The following is a 15520-nucleotide window of genomic DNA, read 5'->3' as shown; positions in this document are numbered from 1 at the left end:
CGACCTCGCCAGCCTGACGCCCTTCATGGAGCAGAGCGGCGACGACACCATCATCCGCCTCGGCTACGACAGCGACGACGAAGTCATCGTCCTCAAGAACGTCAACAAGGGCAGCCTGACCGCCGGCAACTTCGTCTTCTACACCGCGGCCACTGCGGTCACCGCCACCGGCACCGGCTACAACGACTTCCTGTTCGGCGGCAGCGTCAACGACACCCTCTCCGGCGGCAACGGCAATGACACGCTCGTCGGCGGCGCCGGCAACGACACGCTTCGCGGCGGCACCGGCGGCGACCGGTTCTTCGGCGGCACCGGCAGCGACACCGTGACCTATTCCGGCACCACCGGCCCGGTGACCGTGAACCTGCAATCCGGCGTCGGCAGCGGCGGCGAGGCGCAGGGCGACACCTATACCGGCATCGAGAACGCCATCGGCAGCCTGGGCGGCGACAGCCTGGTCGGCAACACCTTCGCCAACACGCTGCAGGGGCTGGACGGCAACGACGTGCTCCGCGGCGGCGCCGGGGCGGATGTGATCGACGGCGGCGCCGGCAACGACACCGCCAGCTATTACTACGCCACCACCGGCGTCTCGATCGATCTGGGCGCCCACACCGCCAGCGGCGGCGAAGCCCAGGGCGACGTCCTGACCGGGATCGAGAACCTCACCGGCGGCCAGGCCAACGACACCCTCGCCGGCGACGCCGGCGCCAACACGCTGGCCGGCTGGAACGGCAACGACGTGCTCCGCGGCGGCGCCGGGGCCGACAGGCTGGACGGCGGCGCCGGCACCGACACCGCCAGCTACTACAGCGGCACCGTCGGGGTCGTGGTCAGCCTTGCCAGCGGCCTCGGCGGCGGCGGCGAGGCCCAGGGCGACACCCTGACCGGCATCGAGAACCTCTCCGGCGGCCAGGGCTGGGACAGCCTGTACGGCAATGCCGGCGCCAATGTCCTGCAAGGGTGGAACGGCAACGACCTCCTCGTCGGCCGGGCCGGCCAGGACACCCTCACCGGCGGCGCCGGGGCGGACCGTTTCCAGTTCACCGCCGTCGGCGACAGCGTGGTCGGGGCCAATGCCGACCGGATCACCGATTTCAGCCATGCCCAGGGCGACCGGATCGACTTGGCGGGGATCGACGCCAACACCGGGGTTGCCGGCGACCAGGGCTTCGGCTTCATCGGCTCCGGCGCCTTCACCCATCATGCCGGCGAGCTGCGCGCCGCCGTCACCGCCCCCGGCGTCACCACCATCGCCGGCGACCTGAACGGCGACGGCGTCTCCGACTTCCACATCCAGCTCACCGGCGCCTTTGCACTGCAGGCGGCCGACTTCGTACTGTAGCGGTCAGGAAACCAGTGCCGGCCCCGCCGGCACTGGTCTTCTTCACTCAAACAGGAGAGGAAGCATGCCAAGACGCATCGACGGGGACGCCGGCAACAACATCATTCACGGATCGGACGAGGCCGAGCAGATCTATGGCTACGCGGGGCTCGACCAGCTGTACGGCTACGGGGGCGACGACCTCCTCGACGGCGGCACCGGCTTCGACAACCTCTTCGGCGGAGCCGGGAACGATAGCCTTTCCGGCGGCGACGACGACGATGACCTCTTTGGCGGAGACGGGAACGATACCCTTTCCGGCGGCGCCGGCTTCGACAGCCTCGATGGCGGAGCCGGGAACGATACACTCTCCGGCAGCACCGACACCGACCGCCTCTATGGCGGTGCCGGGACCGACAGCCTATCCGGCGGCGACGGCGACGATGACCTCTATGGCGGAGCCGGAGCCGACACGCTTGCCGGCGGTGCCGGGAACGACCTGCTCTCGTATCAGGAGAGCGGCGCAGCCGTCACGGCGACCCTCGGCGGCACCGGCTCCGGCGGCGATGCGCAAGGCGATCTCGTCGCCGATGACATCGAAAACGTGACCGGCTCGCTCTTTGCCGACATCCTCACCGGCAACGACGTGAGCAACAGGCTCTTGGGCCTGGATGGCAACGACACGCTCTCGGGCGGCGCCGGGGACGACCGGTTGGAGGGCCTGGGAGGCGACGACGCGCTTTCGGGCGGCAGCGGGAACGACCAGCTGACGGGGCTGGACGGCAACGACACGCTTTCGGGCGGCGCCGGGGACGACCTGCTGGTCGGCGGGGCCGGGGCCGACGCGTTCTCCGGCGGCGATGGGGTGGATACCCTCAGCTACGAGGGCAGCCTGGTCGGCGTGATCGTGATCATCGGCGGACCAACGTGGAGCGGCCAGGCCCAGGGCGATACCGTCGCCAACGACATCGAAATCCTGGAAGGGTCCCTGGGCGCCGACAGGCTGACCGGCGACGCCGGCGACAATGAGCTTTATGGCGGCGCCGGCTACGACATCCTTCGCGGCGAGGGCGGGGCCGACCGCCTCGATGGCGGCGACGATACCGATCTGGTCACCTATTGGGGGTCGTCCATCGCCGTCACGATCGATCTCGGGACCGGGATGGGCGGCGGCGGTGCCGCAGGCGACGTCTTCATCTCGATCGAGGACGTCAATGGCAGCATGGCCGGCGACACCCTCACCGGCTACGCCGGCGACAACAGGCTGAACGGCTTCGAGGGCGACGACGTGCTGTTCGGCGAACGCGGCCAGGACACGCTGAGCGGCGGCACCGGGGCCGATCGCTTCGTCTATTCCCACCGCATCCAGAGCGGTGTCGGAGCGGCCGACCGGATCACCGACTTCAGCCGCGCCCAGGGCGATAAAATCGACCTGTCGGCGATCGACGCCGACCCCTTCACCGCGGGCGACCAAGCCTTCACCTTCATCGGCACAGCCCTCTATTCGGGCGTGGCCGGACAGCTACGCTACCACTCGGACGGCACCGTCACCACCATCGGCGGCGACATCCAACGCGACGGCATTTCCGACTTCCACATCCAGATCACCGGCGCCATCGGCCTCGTCGCCAGCGACTTCGTGCTGTAGCGGCGGGTCGCGGCGGGGACGGTCTTCGCCGGCCCCGCCGCTGCCATGCCTACTTGGCCATCGCCTTGTCCCAGGCGGCGTGGGTCCAGGCCGCGTCGCCCGGGTCCTTGGTGATCACCGGGTCGCTCTTGCTCGACAGCAGCACCTGCACCGTGCGCTTGTACGCCTCGGGGTCGAGCCAGCCGATCTTGTCGTCCGACGCGGTGATCAGCTTGGCGATGTTCTCGGCCTGCCGGGTCTGCACCGCATCGGTGGTGGCGCCCGACGCATCGGCCTCGGCCACGATCTTGCCGGCCTCGTCCGGGTGCGCCTTGGCATAGGCCCAGCCCTTGACCGACGCCTTGATGAAGCGGCCCAGCCGGTCGACAAAGGCCGGGTCCTGGAGCTTGGAGTCGAGGGCGTACAGCCCGTCCTCCAGCGTCGCCACGCCCTGGTCCTCGTAATAGAAGGTGATCAGGTCCTTCTCCGGCACGCCGGCGTCGATCACCTGCCAGTACTCGTTGTAGATCATGGTCGAGATGCAGGCCGCCTGGTTCTGCAGCAGCGGGTCGACGTTGAAGCCCTGGCGCAGCACCTTGACGTCCGGGTTGGAGCCCGAGGTCGACAGGCCCAGCTTTCCCATCCAGGACAGGAACGGATATTCATTGCCGGCGAACCAGACGCCGAGGGTCTTGCCCTTGAAGTCGGCCGGCGAGGTGACGCCGCTGTCCTTCTTGCAGGTCAGCATCATGCCGGAGCGGTTGAAGATCTGCGCCACATTGACCAGCGGCACGCCCTTCTCGCGCGCCGCCAGCGCCGCCGGCATCCATTCGATGATGACGTCGGCGCCGCCGGCCGCGATCACCTGCGGCGGGGCGATGTCCGGCCCGCCAGGCTTGATCGTGACCTCCAGCCCCTCGTCGACGTAGTAGCCCTTCTCCGCGGCGACGTAATAGCCGCCGAACTGCGCCTGGGTGACCCATTTCAGCTGGATGGTGAAGGGGTCCGCCGCCTGTGCCGGGCCGAAACCCAGCGCTGCGATCGCGGCCAGTCCCAGAATGGTTTTTTTCATGTGAAGCCTCTCCCGTTCGTCAGATCTTGTTCAGCGTTCCGCTTCCCGCATCGAAGGGTGCCAGAAGGTGGTCGCCCGCTCCACCAAAGCGAGCAGCCCGTAGGAGGCGGAGCCGGCGACGGCCGCGACCAGGATGGTGGCCCAGACCATGTCGACATTGAGCCGCGCCACTTCGGTCGAGATGCGAAAGCCCATGCCGTAGATCGGGGTGCCGAAGAACTCGGCCACGATGGCGCCGATCAGGGCCAGGGTGGCGTTCAGCTTCAGCGCGTTGAAGATGAAGGGCAGCGCCCCCGGCAGCCGCAGCTTGCGCAGCGTCTGCCAATAGCTGGCGGCGTAGGAGCGCATCAGGTCGCGCTCCATCGCCCCGGCCGCCTCCAGCCCGGCCAGCGCGTTCACCAGCATCGGGAAGAAGGTCATGACCACGACCACGGCGGCCTTGGAGTGCCAGTCGAAGCCGAACCACATGATCATGATCGGCGCGATGCCGACGATCGGCATGGCCGAGACGGCGGAGCCGAGCGGCAGCAGGCCGCGCTGCAGGAAGGGCGACCGATCGATCGCCACCGCCGTCAGGAAGCCGGCGCCGGAGCCGATCAGGAAGCCCGGGATGGCCGAGCGGATGAAGGTCTGGACGAAGTCGACCCATAGCGTGTCGGTGCTGGCGGCGAAGCGGCCCGCGATCTGCGACGGCGCCGGCAGCAGGATCTGCGGCACCTGGAACCCGGTGACCAGCACCTGCCACAGCCACAGCAGCGCGGCGCCGAACAGGACCGGCACGGCGATGCCGGCGGCCCGGCCGGGCACCGGCGACAGGCCGTGCAGCGCTGCCCAGGACGCGGCCACCGCCGCGACGATCGGCAGGGCGATCCAGGCGGTGCCGGACGCGAACACGCCGCCGGCATCGATCCACCACAGGACGAAGCCGGCGAGGACCACCGCCAGGAGCAGCCAGCCGAAGCTGCGCAGCACCCGCGCGCTCATCCCCGGCCTCCGCGGCTGGCGATCACGGCGCGTTCGGTCAGGGTCACCGCGTAGACGCAGAGCAGGGCCAGGATCGCCGCCATCACCAGCGCCGACCACAGCTGGATCATCTGGCCGAAATAGGAGCCGGTCAGCAGCCGCGCGCCGATGCCGGCCTGGGCGCCGGTCGGCAACTCGCCGACGATGGCGCCGACCAGGGCCAGCGAGATGCCGATCTTCAGGCTGGGGAACAGGAACGGCACCGCCGCCGGCCAGCGCAGCTTCCAGAACACCTGGGCGCCCCGGGCGGAGTAGGTGCGCATCAGGTCGAGCTGCAGCGGGTCGGGCGAACGCAGCCCCTTGACCATGCCGATGGTGACCGGGAAGAAGCTGAGATAGGCTGAGATGATCGATTTCGGCACCACGCCGGTAAGGCCGATATTGCCGAGCACGACCACGATCATCGGCGCGATCGCCAGGATCGGCACGGTCTGGCTGGCAATCACCCAGGGCATCAGCGACCGGTCGAGCGTCGGCACATGGACGATACCGACGGCGAGCCCGATGCCGAGCAGCGTGCCGAGCACGAAGCCGACCAGGGTCGAGCTCATCGTCACCCAGGCGTGGTAGACGAGGCTGCGGTTGCTGGTCACCGGGCGGCCGACGGTGCTGCCCCACAGATCGGTCGCGACCTGGTCCGGCGTCGGCAGCAGCGGCCGGTCCAGCTTCCAGATCGCGTCGAAGAACTGTGCGGTGGTCCAGTCCGGCCCGGCGCGGTTCAGCCGCTCCACCGCCGCCGGCGCGTTCAGCCAGAACGAGCCGAGATACCAGAGGATCAGGAAGGCGCCGAGCACGGTCGCCAGCGGCAGCGCTCGCCCGCCCTTGAGCCGTGCCCAGGTCCCCGGCCGGGCCGGAAGCGATTCGGCGAGCGCGGTCATGGGCGCGATGCCCTCACTCGTAGGAATGCCCGGCCCGCAGGCCTTCGCGGACCTGCTGGGCGATGGCGAGGAATTCCGGCGTCTCGCGGATGTCGAGGTCGCGCTCGCGCGGCAGGTCGCTGTCGATCACGTCGAGGATCCGGCCCGGCCGCGGCGACATCACCACGATCTTGGAGGACAGGAACACCGCCTCGGGGATCGAATGGGTGACGAAAATCACGGTCAGGTTGCTGCGGTTCCACAGGTCCAGCAGGTGGACGTTGAGGTTGTCGCGGGTGATCTCGTCGAGCGCGCCGAAGGGCTCGTCCATCAGCAGCAGCTTCGGCTGGAAGCCGAGGGCGCGGGCGATCGACACGCGCTGCTGCATGCCGCCGGAGAGCTGCCAGGGGAACTTCTTCTCGAACGGACCGAGGCCGACGGTGCCGAGCGCCGCCCGCGCCCGCTCCTGCCGCTCCGCCGCCGGCACGCCCATGATCTCGAGCGGCAGCTCGACATTGCGGCGGACATTGCGCCAGGGGTACAGCGCCGGCGCCTGGAACACATAGCCATAGGCGCGGGCCAGCCGCGCCTGCTCCGGCGTCATCCCGTTCACCGTGACCGAGCCGGCGGTCGGCCGCACCAGGTCGGCCACCACCCGCATCAGCGTGGTCTTGCCGCAGCCGGACGGGCCGATCAGCGACACGAACTCGCCCTCGCCGATGGTCAGGTCGACATCCTGCAGCGCCACCACCGGCGCATCGGCGGTCTGGAAGGTCAGGCCGAGGCGCCGGGCCTCGACCACCGGCGGGGCGGCGGAATCCGTCCGCGGAGACTGTCGGACCGCCGACACCGCCATGCCTCAGGCCGCCTTCTGTTCGAGCGAGCGGTCGTAGTCGAGCACGGCGCGCAGCAGCACATTGGCCCCGGCGGCGGCGTGGTCGAACTCGATGCTCTCCTCCTCGTTGTGGCTGATGCCCTCGCGGCACGGCACGAAGATCATCGCGGTCGGCGCCACCCGGGCGATGTAGGCCGAGTCATGCCCGGGGCCGGAGACGATGCGGCGATGGGCGAAGCCGTTCGACCGGGCCGCCGCCTCGACCGCATCAATGCAGGCCGGGTCGAACTTCACCGCCGGCGAATCCCAGATCGCCTCGACCTTGACCTCGAGCTTCAACTCGGCTGCGATCCGGTCGATCGCCGCCCGCGCCGCCGCCTCCATCACCCCGATCTTCGCATCGTCGGGGTTGCGGTAGTCGATGGTGAAGAACACCTCGCCGGGGATGACGTTGCGGCTGTTCGGCCGAACCTCGACCAGGCCGACCGTGGCGACCGCATCGGCGGTGGTGTCGCCGACCGCGATCACCGCCTCGATCATCCGGGCGGCACCGCGCAGCGCGTCGCGCCGCAGCCGCATCGGGGTCGACCCGGCATGGCTCTCGCGGCCGGTCACCGTGACCTCGTACCAGCGCATGCCCTGCACGCCGGTGACGACGCCGATCACCTTCTCCTCGGCCTCGAGGATCGGCCCCTGTTCGATATGCAGCTCGAAATGCGCGCCGAGCCGGCGCTGGCCGACCGGGACCGGGCCGCGATAGCCGATCCGGTCCAGCTCGTCGCCGAAGCGCTGGCCGTCGCGGTCCTCGCGGCTATAGGCGTACTCCTTGGTGAACACCCCGGCGAACACGCCGGAGGCCAGCATCGCCGGGGCGAAGCGGGAGCCTTCCTCATTGGTCCAGTTGATCACCTCGATCGGCGCGTTGGTCTCGTAGCCGGTGTCGTGCAGCGTGCGCAGCAGCTCCAGCCCCGACAGCACGCCCAGGATGCCGTCGAACTTGCCGCCCGTCGGCTGGGTGTCGAGATGGCTGCCGACGCAGATCGGCGGCAGCGCATTGTCCCGGCCCGGCCGGCGGGCGAACATGTTGCCGACCTCGTCGACGGTGACGGTGCAGCCGACCGCCTCGCATTGCCGCCGGAACCAGTCCCGCACCTGCTTGTCCAGGTCGGTCAGGGTCAGACGCTTGACCCCGCCCTTCGCGGTCTTGCCGAACTCGGCGGTCTCCATGATCGCGTCCCAGAGGCGCTGCGGGTCGATCTGGATGTTCTGCTGCATCGTCAATTCCTTAGGCCCGATCCCCGATCAGGCCGGCTTGCGGATGAACTCGGCCTCGATGGTGGAGGCCGGCTGGCCCGCCACCTCGCGCGTGTAGGCCAGCTTCAGATGGGTGGTGTCGACCAGGGTGCGGCGATAGAGCTGGCGCTCGACCTTGCCTTCCTTGGTGGCGCCGACGACCTCGACCGTCAGGGTCGGGCCTGACAGGCTGGCGGTGGCATAGGCGCGGTCGGCCGGAACCGTGGCGGTCCAGAAGTTCGGCCGGGTCGAGGGTTGGAAGGCCAGCTCGCGCTCCCGGAACTCCAGCCCGTCGGCGCCGTCGCCGGCCTGGACATTGCGCCAGAACAGCCGGAAGCCGCCGTCGGTCCGCGGCTCGACGATCACCGCCGAGGCCCGCTGCACCTCCTCCTGGCTCGAGCCGATCCAGGAGCCGGCGAAATCGTCGATCTTCGCCTCCGCCACAGGTCCGGAGGCCGGCTCCTTGCCGGCACATCCGGCGAGCGCCGCGGCCACGATCCCCACCAGCACCGCGCGTCGCATGACAGCCATTGTACCCCTCGCTTCTTTTCGTATCGAATGATCGGAAGGGCGCCATCATGACCGATCACTTCCGAGCCGACGATGCCAAATTGCATCAAAGTAAGGGGTTATTCGGCAGCGTCCTTGCGCATCGGGTTGTTGGGGTGGTGCTGCCAGTTGAGATAGGGCCGGCCGGTGTCGACCGTCTGCATGGTGATGCAGTTGTCGACCGGGCAGACATGCATGCACAGGTTGCAGCCGACGCACTCTTCCTCGTTGATCTCGTAGCGGCGGCCGCCCTCCGGCGTGCGCAGCGCGAAGATCGACTGGTGCGAGGTGTCCTCGCAGGCGATGTAGCACTTGCCGCACTGGATGCAGGCGTCCTGGTCGATGGCGGCGATCGACTTGAAGTTGATGTTCAGATCCTGCCATTCGACGAAGTTCGGCACCGCCAGCCCCTGGAAGGCGCGGGTGTCGGCATAGCCCTTGCCGTCCATCCAGTTGGCCAGGCCGGACGACATGTCCTCGACGATCTTGAAGCCGTGGGTCATCGCCGCGGTGCAGACCTGGACGTTGGCGGCGCCGAGCGCCATGAACTCCGCCGCGTCGCGCCAGGTCGAGATGCCGCCGATCGCCGAGATCGCCATGCCCTGGCATTCCGGGTCGCGGGCGATCTGGCCGACCATGCGCAGCGCGATCGGCTTCACCGCCGGGCCGCAATAGCCGCCATGGGTGCCCAGGCCATCGACCGTCGGCGTCGGCGCCATCAGGTCCAGGTCGATCGACACGATCGACTGGATGGTGTTGATCAGCGACACCGCGTCGGCGCCGCCGCGCTTGGCCGCCCGGGCCGGCCCCAGGATGTTGGTGATGTTCGGCGTCAGCTTCACGATCACCGGCATGCGCGTGTACTGCTTGCACCAGCGCGCGACCATCTCGACATATTCCGGCACCTGGCCGACGGCGGAGCCCATGCCGCGCTCCGACATGCCGTGCGGGCAGCCGAAGTTGAGCTCGATGCCGTCGGCACCGGTGTCCTCGACCAGCGGCAGGATCGACTTCCAGCTCTGCTCCTCGCAGGGCACCATCAGCGACACGATCATCGCCCGGTCCGGCCAGTCGCGCTTGACCTGCTTGATCTCGCGCAGGTTGAGCTCGAGCGGCCGGTCGGTGATCAGCTCGATGTTGTTGAGGCCGGCGACGCGGGTGCCGTTGTAGCTGACGGCGCCGTAGCGGGACGAGACGTTGACCACCGGCGGGTCCTCGCCCAGCGTCTTCCACACCACCCCGCCCCAGCCGGCGCGGAAGGCGCGGACGACGTTGTACTCCTTGTCCGTCGGCGGCGCCGAGGCCAGCCAGTACGGGTTCGGGGAGCGGATCCCCACGAAGTCGTTGCTCAGATCGGCCATGACAGCCTCCAGCTGGTGTTCCTCGGCTCTGCGGCCGTTTGCATCTCGTCCGACCGGCGGCGCCGGTCGGGTCAAACCGTCAACAGCGTCTCGATCTCATCCGGCAGCCGGTCGCCCCGGAACGGGTTGCGCACGGTGACGCCGCCCAACGCCACGCCGTCCGCCATGTCCTCGCTCAGCAGCGTGGTGCAGCCGGCTTCGGCCACAGTTGCCACCAGCATCGCATCCCAGAACGACACCTGCCCCTGCTCGGCCAGCTGCAGGGCCTGGGGCAGCAGCTTCGGCGTCGACGAGACGATCGGGAACAGCTCCGACCATCTTTGCGTCTGGACCGACAGCAGAGACTTCTCCCGCAGCCGTCGCCGTGACGCGGAATGGAAGAACTCGCCCAGCGCCTGCAGCGAGACGACGCAATCCACCATTGCCGAGCGGCCGACCAGATCAAGCGCGCGGCCCTGTTTCACCAAGTCCCTTCCATCGATGGCGTAAAACAGGACGTTGGCGTCGAGGGAGAAGCGATGACTCATTTCTCGCCACGCCTGCGAGCCAGCTCATCCATTCGCTCGTCGTAGATCGCGTCGCGGCCCGGCCAGCCGCCGAGGTCGAACCCGCGAGCCGCCAATTCGCGGGTTCGCTCCAGTGCTTCCTGCTGGGATGGGGTCAGGACGCGCCGGCGCGACACCGGCACCACCCGCGCCACCGGCTCGCCGCGGCGGGTGATGACGAATTCCTGGCCGGATTCGACCGCGCGGATCATCTCGGCGAAGCCCTGATTGGCCTCGCGCAACGTGATGGTGGTGCTGGACCCGTCGCTCATGGCATCGCTCCTCCGAATGCACTACTTATGTAGCACATTCAGCGCCGCAGCGCCCGGTCGATCGACAGCGCCGCCAGCTTGCCGTCCTGCACGGCGCTGACGGTCAGGTCCTGGCCCGGCACGCAGTCGCCGCCGGCCCAGACGCCGGACAGCGAGGTCTGCCGCTCCTCGTTCACGGCGATGCGGTTGCCGGCCATGTCCAGCGTCTCCGCCTCGTTGGCGAAAGCAGACGGCACGAGGTACTGGCCGATGGCGGTGAAGACTTGGTCGGCCAGCACGGTGAAGCGGTCGCCGGTGCCGGTCAGGCGGCCCTGGGCGTCGAGCTGGGTGTGCTCGAACTCGACCTCCTTGACCGACGGGCCGCGTCCGTTGGCCGGCCAGCCCAGGATACGGCGCGGCTGGGCCCAATGCCGGACGGTGACGCCGTTGACCTGGGTCCAGTCCTGCTCCTTCCAGGTCGCCGACATCTGCTCGGCGCCACGGCGGTAGACCAGCGTCACCTCCTCCGCCCCCAGCTTCTTAGCCTGGGTGGCGGCGTCGATCGCGGTGTTGCCGCCGCCGATCACGATAACGCGGCGGCCGACCGGCACCGCCCGCTTGTCCGCGGCCTGGCGCAGCCGGGCAATGAAGTCGACGGCGCTTTCCACCCCGGCCATGGCCTCGCCGTCGCAGCCCAGCGCGTTGACGGCGTTGTGGCCGAGGCCGAGGAACACGGCGTCGAAGTCGCGCCGCAGCTCGCTCAAGGACACCTCGCGGCCCAGCGCCAGGCCGGTGCGGATCTCGATGCCGCCGATCTCGAGGATATAGGCCAGCTCCGCCTGGGCGAAGCCGTCCGCCATCTTGTAGGCGGCGAGACCGTATTCGTTCAGCCCGCCGCCCTTCTGCTTCGCCTCGAACACGACGACGTCGTGGCCGAGCACGGCGAGGCGGTGGGCGCAGGCAAGGCCGGCCGGGCCGGCGCCGACCACGGCGACGCGCTTGCCGGTCAGGGGCGCGCGGCTGAACAGCTGCTCGCCGCGCAGGAACACATGGTCGGTGGCGTAGCGCTGCAGGGCGCTGATCGCCACCGGCTTCTCCTCCTGGTGGTTGCGGACGCAGGCATCCTCGCACAGCTCCTCGACCGGGCAGACCCGGGCGCACATGCCGCCCATGATGTTGGCGGTCAGGATGGCCTGCGCCGCGCCCTTCACATTGTCGGTGGCGACGCCCTTGATGAAGGCCGGGATGTCGATCCCGGTCGGGCAGGCCTCGATGCAGGGCGCGTCGTAGCAGAAATAGCAGCGGCTGGATTCGATCAGCGCGGTGCGCCGGTCGAGCGGCGGATGGATCTCCGCGAAGTCCTCGGCGATGCGGTCGGCGCCGAGGCGCCCGGCCGCGATGTCGGATCCCGTCGTCATTCCCAGCCTCCGATGGCCGATCCGGCCGGCCCCTCGCCGGCCGTTCCCGGCCCTCACATCCCGGCGCCGCGCCCGGATTTCCCGGATTCCGCTGCGGCGCCGCACCTCACCTGACCGAGACGGTATCGAGAACCTGACCAAATGGTCAACTCTATTTTGAATTGAGAATCAGTATCACTCTCGTTTGTTTCCAGGACCCGAATCATGCTAGGAACGTTTCAGGAACGATCGCAAGCGAGCGCACGGGAGACGGTGCATGGATCGACATGTCCGATGGGCCCCGGCCGAAGGCATCGGCCTGGAGCATCTGCGGCTGCACCGCAGCGGCGCCTGGATCCAGGCCGACAGCGTCGTGATCGGCGGCGATGCGGGCGTGGAATGGGCGCTGAGCTACACCATGGTGATGGACGCCGAATGGCGGGTGCGGTCGGTGGCGGTGACCGACCATGCCGGGGACCGGCGGCTGCGTCTCCTGGCCGATGGCGGCGGCGCCTGGACCACCGGCGACGGCACGCCACTGCCGGCGCTGGACGGCTGCATCGATGTCGACCTGGTGGCGACGCCCTTCACCAACACCCTGCCGATCCGGCGGCTGGGGCTGCAGCCCGGCGAATCGGCCGAGATCAAGGTGGCGTATCTGCCGCTGCCGGACCTGGCTCCCTTTGCCGCGCCGCAGCGCTACACCGCCGTTGCTCTACGGCGCTGGCGCTTCGAATCGCTGGACGGCAGCGGCTTCACCGCCGAGATCAGCACCGACGCCAACGAGCTGGTGCTGGATTATCCGGGCCTGTACCGCCGAGTGGGATAGGCCGGTCTCATGCCCCCGATCGCTGCCGCTGGCGGAAGCGGCGGACCTTGTCGGTGGTGCCGCAATCGGCCATCAGGCACCAGCGGCGGCTGGCGTTCTTGCTGCGGTCGTAGAACAGCCAGCCGCAGTCGTGGCCGGCACAGCGCTTCAGCCGCGCCGGCTCGCCCTGGAGCAGCAGGTCGAGCGCATCCATCGCCAGGCGGTGCCGCACCGCCACACCGTCCGCGGGCGGCGCATCCCGCCAGGCGCTTCCGGCCGCGCTGACGGTCAGCCGGCGGCGGGAGGCCGCCTCCGCCACCTCCGCCTGCAACTGGGCCACCGCCTCTGCCGGCGGCTCGGCCCGGGTCGCCACGGCGTCGAGCACCGCATGCAGCACCCCACGCAGCCCGATCAGCCGGGTCCAGTCCGCCGCGTCGATCCGCGGCGTCTCGCCGAAGGCATGCGCGCACCAGGCGGCCAGCGCGGCGGGGTCGCCGGCCCGCTCCCGCGGCCCCGGCCCGCCCCATCCGGACAGAGTGTTGCAGAAATCCAGGCAGGCGAAGCCGCCGACCAGCTGCGGCTCGGACGGAGAGGACGGCTCAGGTGACATGAAACCAGCATAGCCCATTTGACAGGTTTCAGCGAGACCTATATCGTTACCAGCAAACTCCAGAAAGGTGGTTACGATGCGCAGGAACGCCCTCGGCCAGCTCTATGCCGGCGTCGGCCTGTCGGGGATCGGCCCGATCCTGGTCCGCACCAGCTCGGTCGACCCCGCCGCCACCGCCTTCTGGCGCCTGGTCCTCAGCTGCATCCCGGCCGCGATCCTGGCCTGGCGCTCGCCCGGCATGCCGGCGCGGGACATCGGCCTCGCCCTGCTGGCCGGGGTGATGCTGGCCGGCGACCTGGTGCTGTGGAACGCCTCGATCATGCGCACCAGCGTGCTGGAGGCGACGCTGCTGGTGATGATCTACCCGCTGCTGGTGGCGCTGCTGCCGGTGCTGTGGCGGCGCCGCCGGCCGGACGGGCGGGTGGTCGGCGGCGGCCTGGTCGCCTTCCTCGGCATCGCCATCCTGGCCGGGGCCCGCGGCGCCGCCGGCGGCGACCTGCTGGGCAACGGCATGGCGCTGCTGGCCGCCCTGTTCTACGCTGTCTGCTTCCTGATCTCGGCCGACCTGTGCCGGCGGCAGGACGCCGCCACCGTCACCTTCTGGACCCTGGTCGGCGCCGCGCTGGTCGGCGCCGCGCTGGGCGCGCTGCCGGTGGCGCTGCTGCAGGACCGGATCCTGCCGCAGGAGCGTCCGGCTGGGTGAACCTGGCGGCCCAGGCGCTGATCGCCTTCGCCTCCCAGATCCTGATCGCCAAGGCGCTGCGCACGCTCGACGCCGGCTTCTCCGCCATCGCCGGCTACGGCCAGCCGGTGGTGGCGACGGTGCTGGCCTGGCCGATCCTGGGCCAGGTGCCGCAGACCGCCGCCCTGGTCGGCAGCGTCTTCATCGTCGCCGGCATCGCGCTGGCCGGACGGGGCGAGTCTGAGCCGGCCCGGCCAGGGGCCGCGGAACCGGCACGCTGAGCTATCGACGGCGCCGGCCTTCCGGCCGATATTGCCGGCATGACCGATGCCGAGATGCTGGAATCGCCGGACGACACAGGCCTGGACACACCGCGGCCGAGCGCGGGCAGCCGCCTGCGCCGGGCCCGCGAGGCGCAGATCCTGGACGCCGCCGAGGGCGTGTTCGCCGAGGCCGGCTTCTCCGGCGCCACCATGCAGGGCATCGCCGAACGCGCCGGGCTGCCGAAGGCCAACGTGCATTACTATTTCGGCACCAAGGAGGCGCTGTACCGCGCCGTGCTGGCCCGCATCCTCGACCTGTGGGTCGATGCCTTCGACCATCTGGTGCCGGAGCGCGACCCGGCCGAGGCGCTGGCCGCCTATATCCGCGACAAGATGCGCTGGTCGCGCAGCCGGCCGCTGGCGTCGAAGGTCTTCGCCAACGAGATCATCCACGGCGCGCCGCAGGTCGCCGACTACCTGTCGGGCAAGCTGAAGCGGACGATCGACGAGAAGGCGCGGGTGATCGAGGGCTGGATCGCCGCCGGCCGGATGGCGCCCGTCGACCCGCGGCATCTGGTCTTCACCCTGTGGGCCGCGACCCAGACCTATGCCGATTTCGAGGCCCAGATCCGGGCCGTGCTGGGGCGCGAGGCGCTGGATGACGACGTCTTCCTGGTCGCCGGCCGGCACGTCACCGGGCTGATCCTGCGCGGCTGCGGCCTGAAGCCGCCACGCGGCGGCTGATCAGTCGCCGCCTCCTCCACCACCGCCGCCACCCCCCGAATCGCCACCGCAGCTGCCGGCATCGGACCCGCCCGAATCGCCGCAATGGGACGCGTGGGATCCGGTCGAGGAGCCGCCGTCGGACCCGGCCGGAACGGCGCCCGAGCCCGACCGGGCGGCCGCGACACGGCGGCGGGCCGGCGCCAGGCTGCGATAGACAAAGACGGCAATCAGCAGAAGCAGAAGGATCGGGATCGCGAGGCTCATCCGCACCACCCTGATAGGCCGACGTCCATTCTA

General features: G+C 69.7%; 18 protein-coding genes. 6 read left to right on the top strand and 12 right to left on the bottom strand.

Translation table 11 applies throughout. From position 1 onward, the window contains the following. Both ACTOWL_RS14750 and ACTOWL_RS14745 read left to right on the top strand, forming a co-directional pair. The coding region (locus tag ACTOWL_RS14750) for a calcium-binding protein (RefSeq protein WP_441321998.1) at positions 1–1345 on the top strand (1345 nt) is incomplete at its 5' end. 64 nt (positions 1346–1409) lie between these two features. After that, on the top strand, positions 1410–2972 hold the full coding sequence (locus ACTOWL_RS14745; protein WP_441321997.1) for a calcium-binding protein: 1563 nt from the start codon (positions 1410–1412) through the stop codon (positions 2970–2972). A 49-nt stretch (positions 2973–3021) separates the two neighbouring features. Here ACTOWL_RS14745 and ACTOWL_RS14740 read toward each other — a convergent pair whose 3' ends face one another. From ACTOWL_RS14740 to ACTOWL_RS14695, 10 genes are all read right to left on the bottom strand, one after another. After that, positions 3022–4023, bottom strand: coding sequence for an ABC transporter substrate-binding protein (locus ACTOWL_RS14740; RefSeq protein WP_441321996.1), 1002 nt, complete (start codon positions 4021–4023; stop codon positions 3022–3024). A 30-nt stretch (positions 4024–4053) separates the two neighbouring features. Further along, positions 4054–5007, bottom strand: a complete 954-nt coding sequence (locus tag ACTOWL_RS14735; RefSeq protein ID WP_441321995.1) for an ABC transporter permease — start codon at positions 5005–5007, stop codon at positions 4054–4056. Continuing rightward, complete coding sequence (locus ACTOWL_RS14730) at positions 5004–5924, bottom strand: ABC transporter permease (RefSeq protein ID WP_441321994.1); 921 nt, start codon at positions 5922–5924, stop codon at positions 5004–5006. Before ACTOWL_RS14730 ends, ACTOWL_RS14735 begins: the two co-directional genes overlap by 4 nt. Positions 5925–5937: 13 nt before the next feature. Continuing rightward, on the bottom strand, positions 5938–6759 hold the full coding sequence (locus ACTOWL_RS14725; RefSeq protein ID WP_441321993.1) for an ABC transporter ATP-binding protein: 822 nt from the start codon (positions 6757–6759) through the stop codon (positions 5938–5940). Between the two features lie 3 nt (positions 6760–6762). Then, positions 6763–8013, bottom strand: coding sequence for a Zn-dependent hydrolase (locus ACTOWL_RS14720; protein WP_441321992.1), 1251 nt, complete (start codon positions 8011–8013; stop codon positions 6763–6765). A gap of 27 nt (positions 8014–8040) precedes the next feature. Next, on the bottom strand, positions 8041–8562 hold the full coding sequence (locus ACTOWL_RS14715; RefSeq protein WP_441321991.1) for a hypothetical protein: 522 nt from the start codon (positions 8560–8562) through the stop codon (positions 8041–8043). A gap of 98 nt (positions 8563–8660) precedes the next feature. Continuing rightward, on the bottom strand, positions 8661–9941 hold the full coding sequence (gene preA, locus ACTOWL_RS14710; protein ID WP_441321990.1) for an NAD-dependent dihydropyrimidine dehydrogenase subunit PreA: 1281 nt from the start codon (positions 9939–9941) through the stop codon (positions 8661–8663). 71 nt (positions 9942–10012) lie between these two features. Further along, positions 10013–10468, bottom strand: a complete 456-nt coding sequence (locus ACTOWL_RS14705) for a PIN domain-containing protein (protein WP_441321989.1) — start codon at positions 10466–10468, stop codon at positions 10013–10015. Then, complete coding sequence (locus tag ACTOWL_RS14700; RefSeq protein ID WP_441321988.1) at positions 10465–10758, bottom strand: type II toxin-antitoxin system Phd/YefM family antitoxin; 294 nt, start codon at positions 10756–10758, stop codon at positions 10465–10467. The genes ACTOWL_RS14705 and ACTOWL_RS14700 overlap by 4 nt, the downstream gene beginning before the upstream one ends. 38 nt (positions 10759–10796) lie before the next feature. Further along, the gene (locus tag ACTOWL_RS14695; RefSeq protein ID WP_441321987.1) at positions 10797–12155 is read right to left on the bottom strand and encodes an NAD(P)-dependent oxidoreductase; all 1359 of its coding nucleotides are present in this window, start codon (positions 12153–12155) and stop codon (positions 10797–10799) included. Between the two features lie 256 nt (positions 12156–12411). On the opposite strand from ACTOWL_RS14695, the gene ACTOWL_RS14690 reads away from it, so the two are divergent. Further along, positions 12412–12963: a putative glycolipid-binding domain-containing protein gene (locus tag ACTOWL_RS14690; protein ID WP_441321986.1), complete on the top strand. Its 552-nt coding sequence runs from the start codon at positions 12412–12414 to the stop codon at positions 12961–12963. A 7-nt stretch (positions 12964–12970) separates the two neighbouring features. Here the strand turns inward: ACTOWL_RS14690 and ACTOWL_RS14685 are convergent, their stop codons facing one another. Continuing rightward, the gene (locus tag ACTOWL_RS14685) at positions 12971–13552 is read right to left on the bottom strand and encodes a CGNR zinc finger domain-containing protein (RefSeq protein ID WP_441321985.1); all 582 of its coding nucleotides are present in this window, start codon (positions 13550–13552) and stop codon (positions 12971–12973) included. A gap of 76 nt (positions 13553–13628) precedes the next feature. Here ACTOWL_RS14685 and ACTOWL_RS14680 point away from each other — a divergent pair, with 76 nt between their 5' ends. The 3 genes from ACTOWL_RS14680 to ACTOWL_RS14670 are packed head-to-tail and all read left to right on the top strand — an operon-like array spanning position 13629 to position 15241. Then, a complete protein-coding gene (locus tag ACTOWL_RS14680; protein ID WP_441321984.1) occupies positions 13629–14255 on the top strand; it encodes an EamA family transporter in 627 nt (208 codons plus the stop codon). Further along, positions 14252–14515, top strand: a complete 264-nt coding sequence (locus ACTOWL_RS14675; protein WP_441321983.1) for an EamA family transporter — start codon at positions 14252–14254, stop codon at positions 14513–14515. The genes ACTOWL_RS14680 and ACTOWL_RS14675 overlap by 4 nt, the downstream gene beginning before the upstream one ends. 39 nt (positions 14516–14554) lie before the next feature. Then, positions 14555–15241 carry a TetR/AcrR family transcriptional regulator gene (locus tag ACTOWL_RS14670; RefSeq protein ID WP_441321982.1) on the top strand — a complete coding sequence of 229 codons (687 nt, stop codon included), beginning with the start codon at positions 14555–14557 and terminating at the stop codon, positions 15239–15241. On the opposite strand, the gene ACTOWL_RS14665 is transcribed toward ACTOWL_RS14670, so the two are convergent. Continuing rightward, a complete protein-coding gene (locus ACTOWL_RS14665; protein ID WP_441321981.1) occupies positions 15242–15487 on the bottom strand; it encodes a hypothetical protein in 246 nt (81 codons plus the stop codon). Positions 15488–15520: the final 33 nt, after the last annotated feature.

The organism is Inquilinus sp. CA228 (genome assembly GCF_052078665.1).
Lineage (GTDB): Bacteria > Pseudomonadota > Alphaproteobacteria > DSM-16000 > Inquilinaceae > Inquilinus.
Note: the sequence above shows the minus strand (reverse complement) of the source record. Positions and strands in the feature narration are given on the sequence as shown.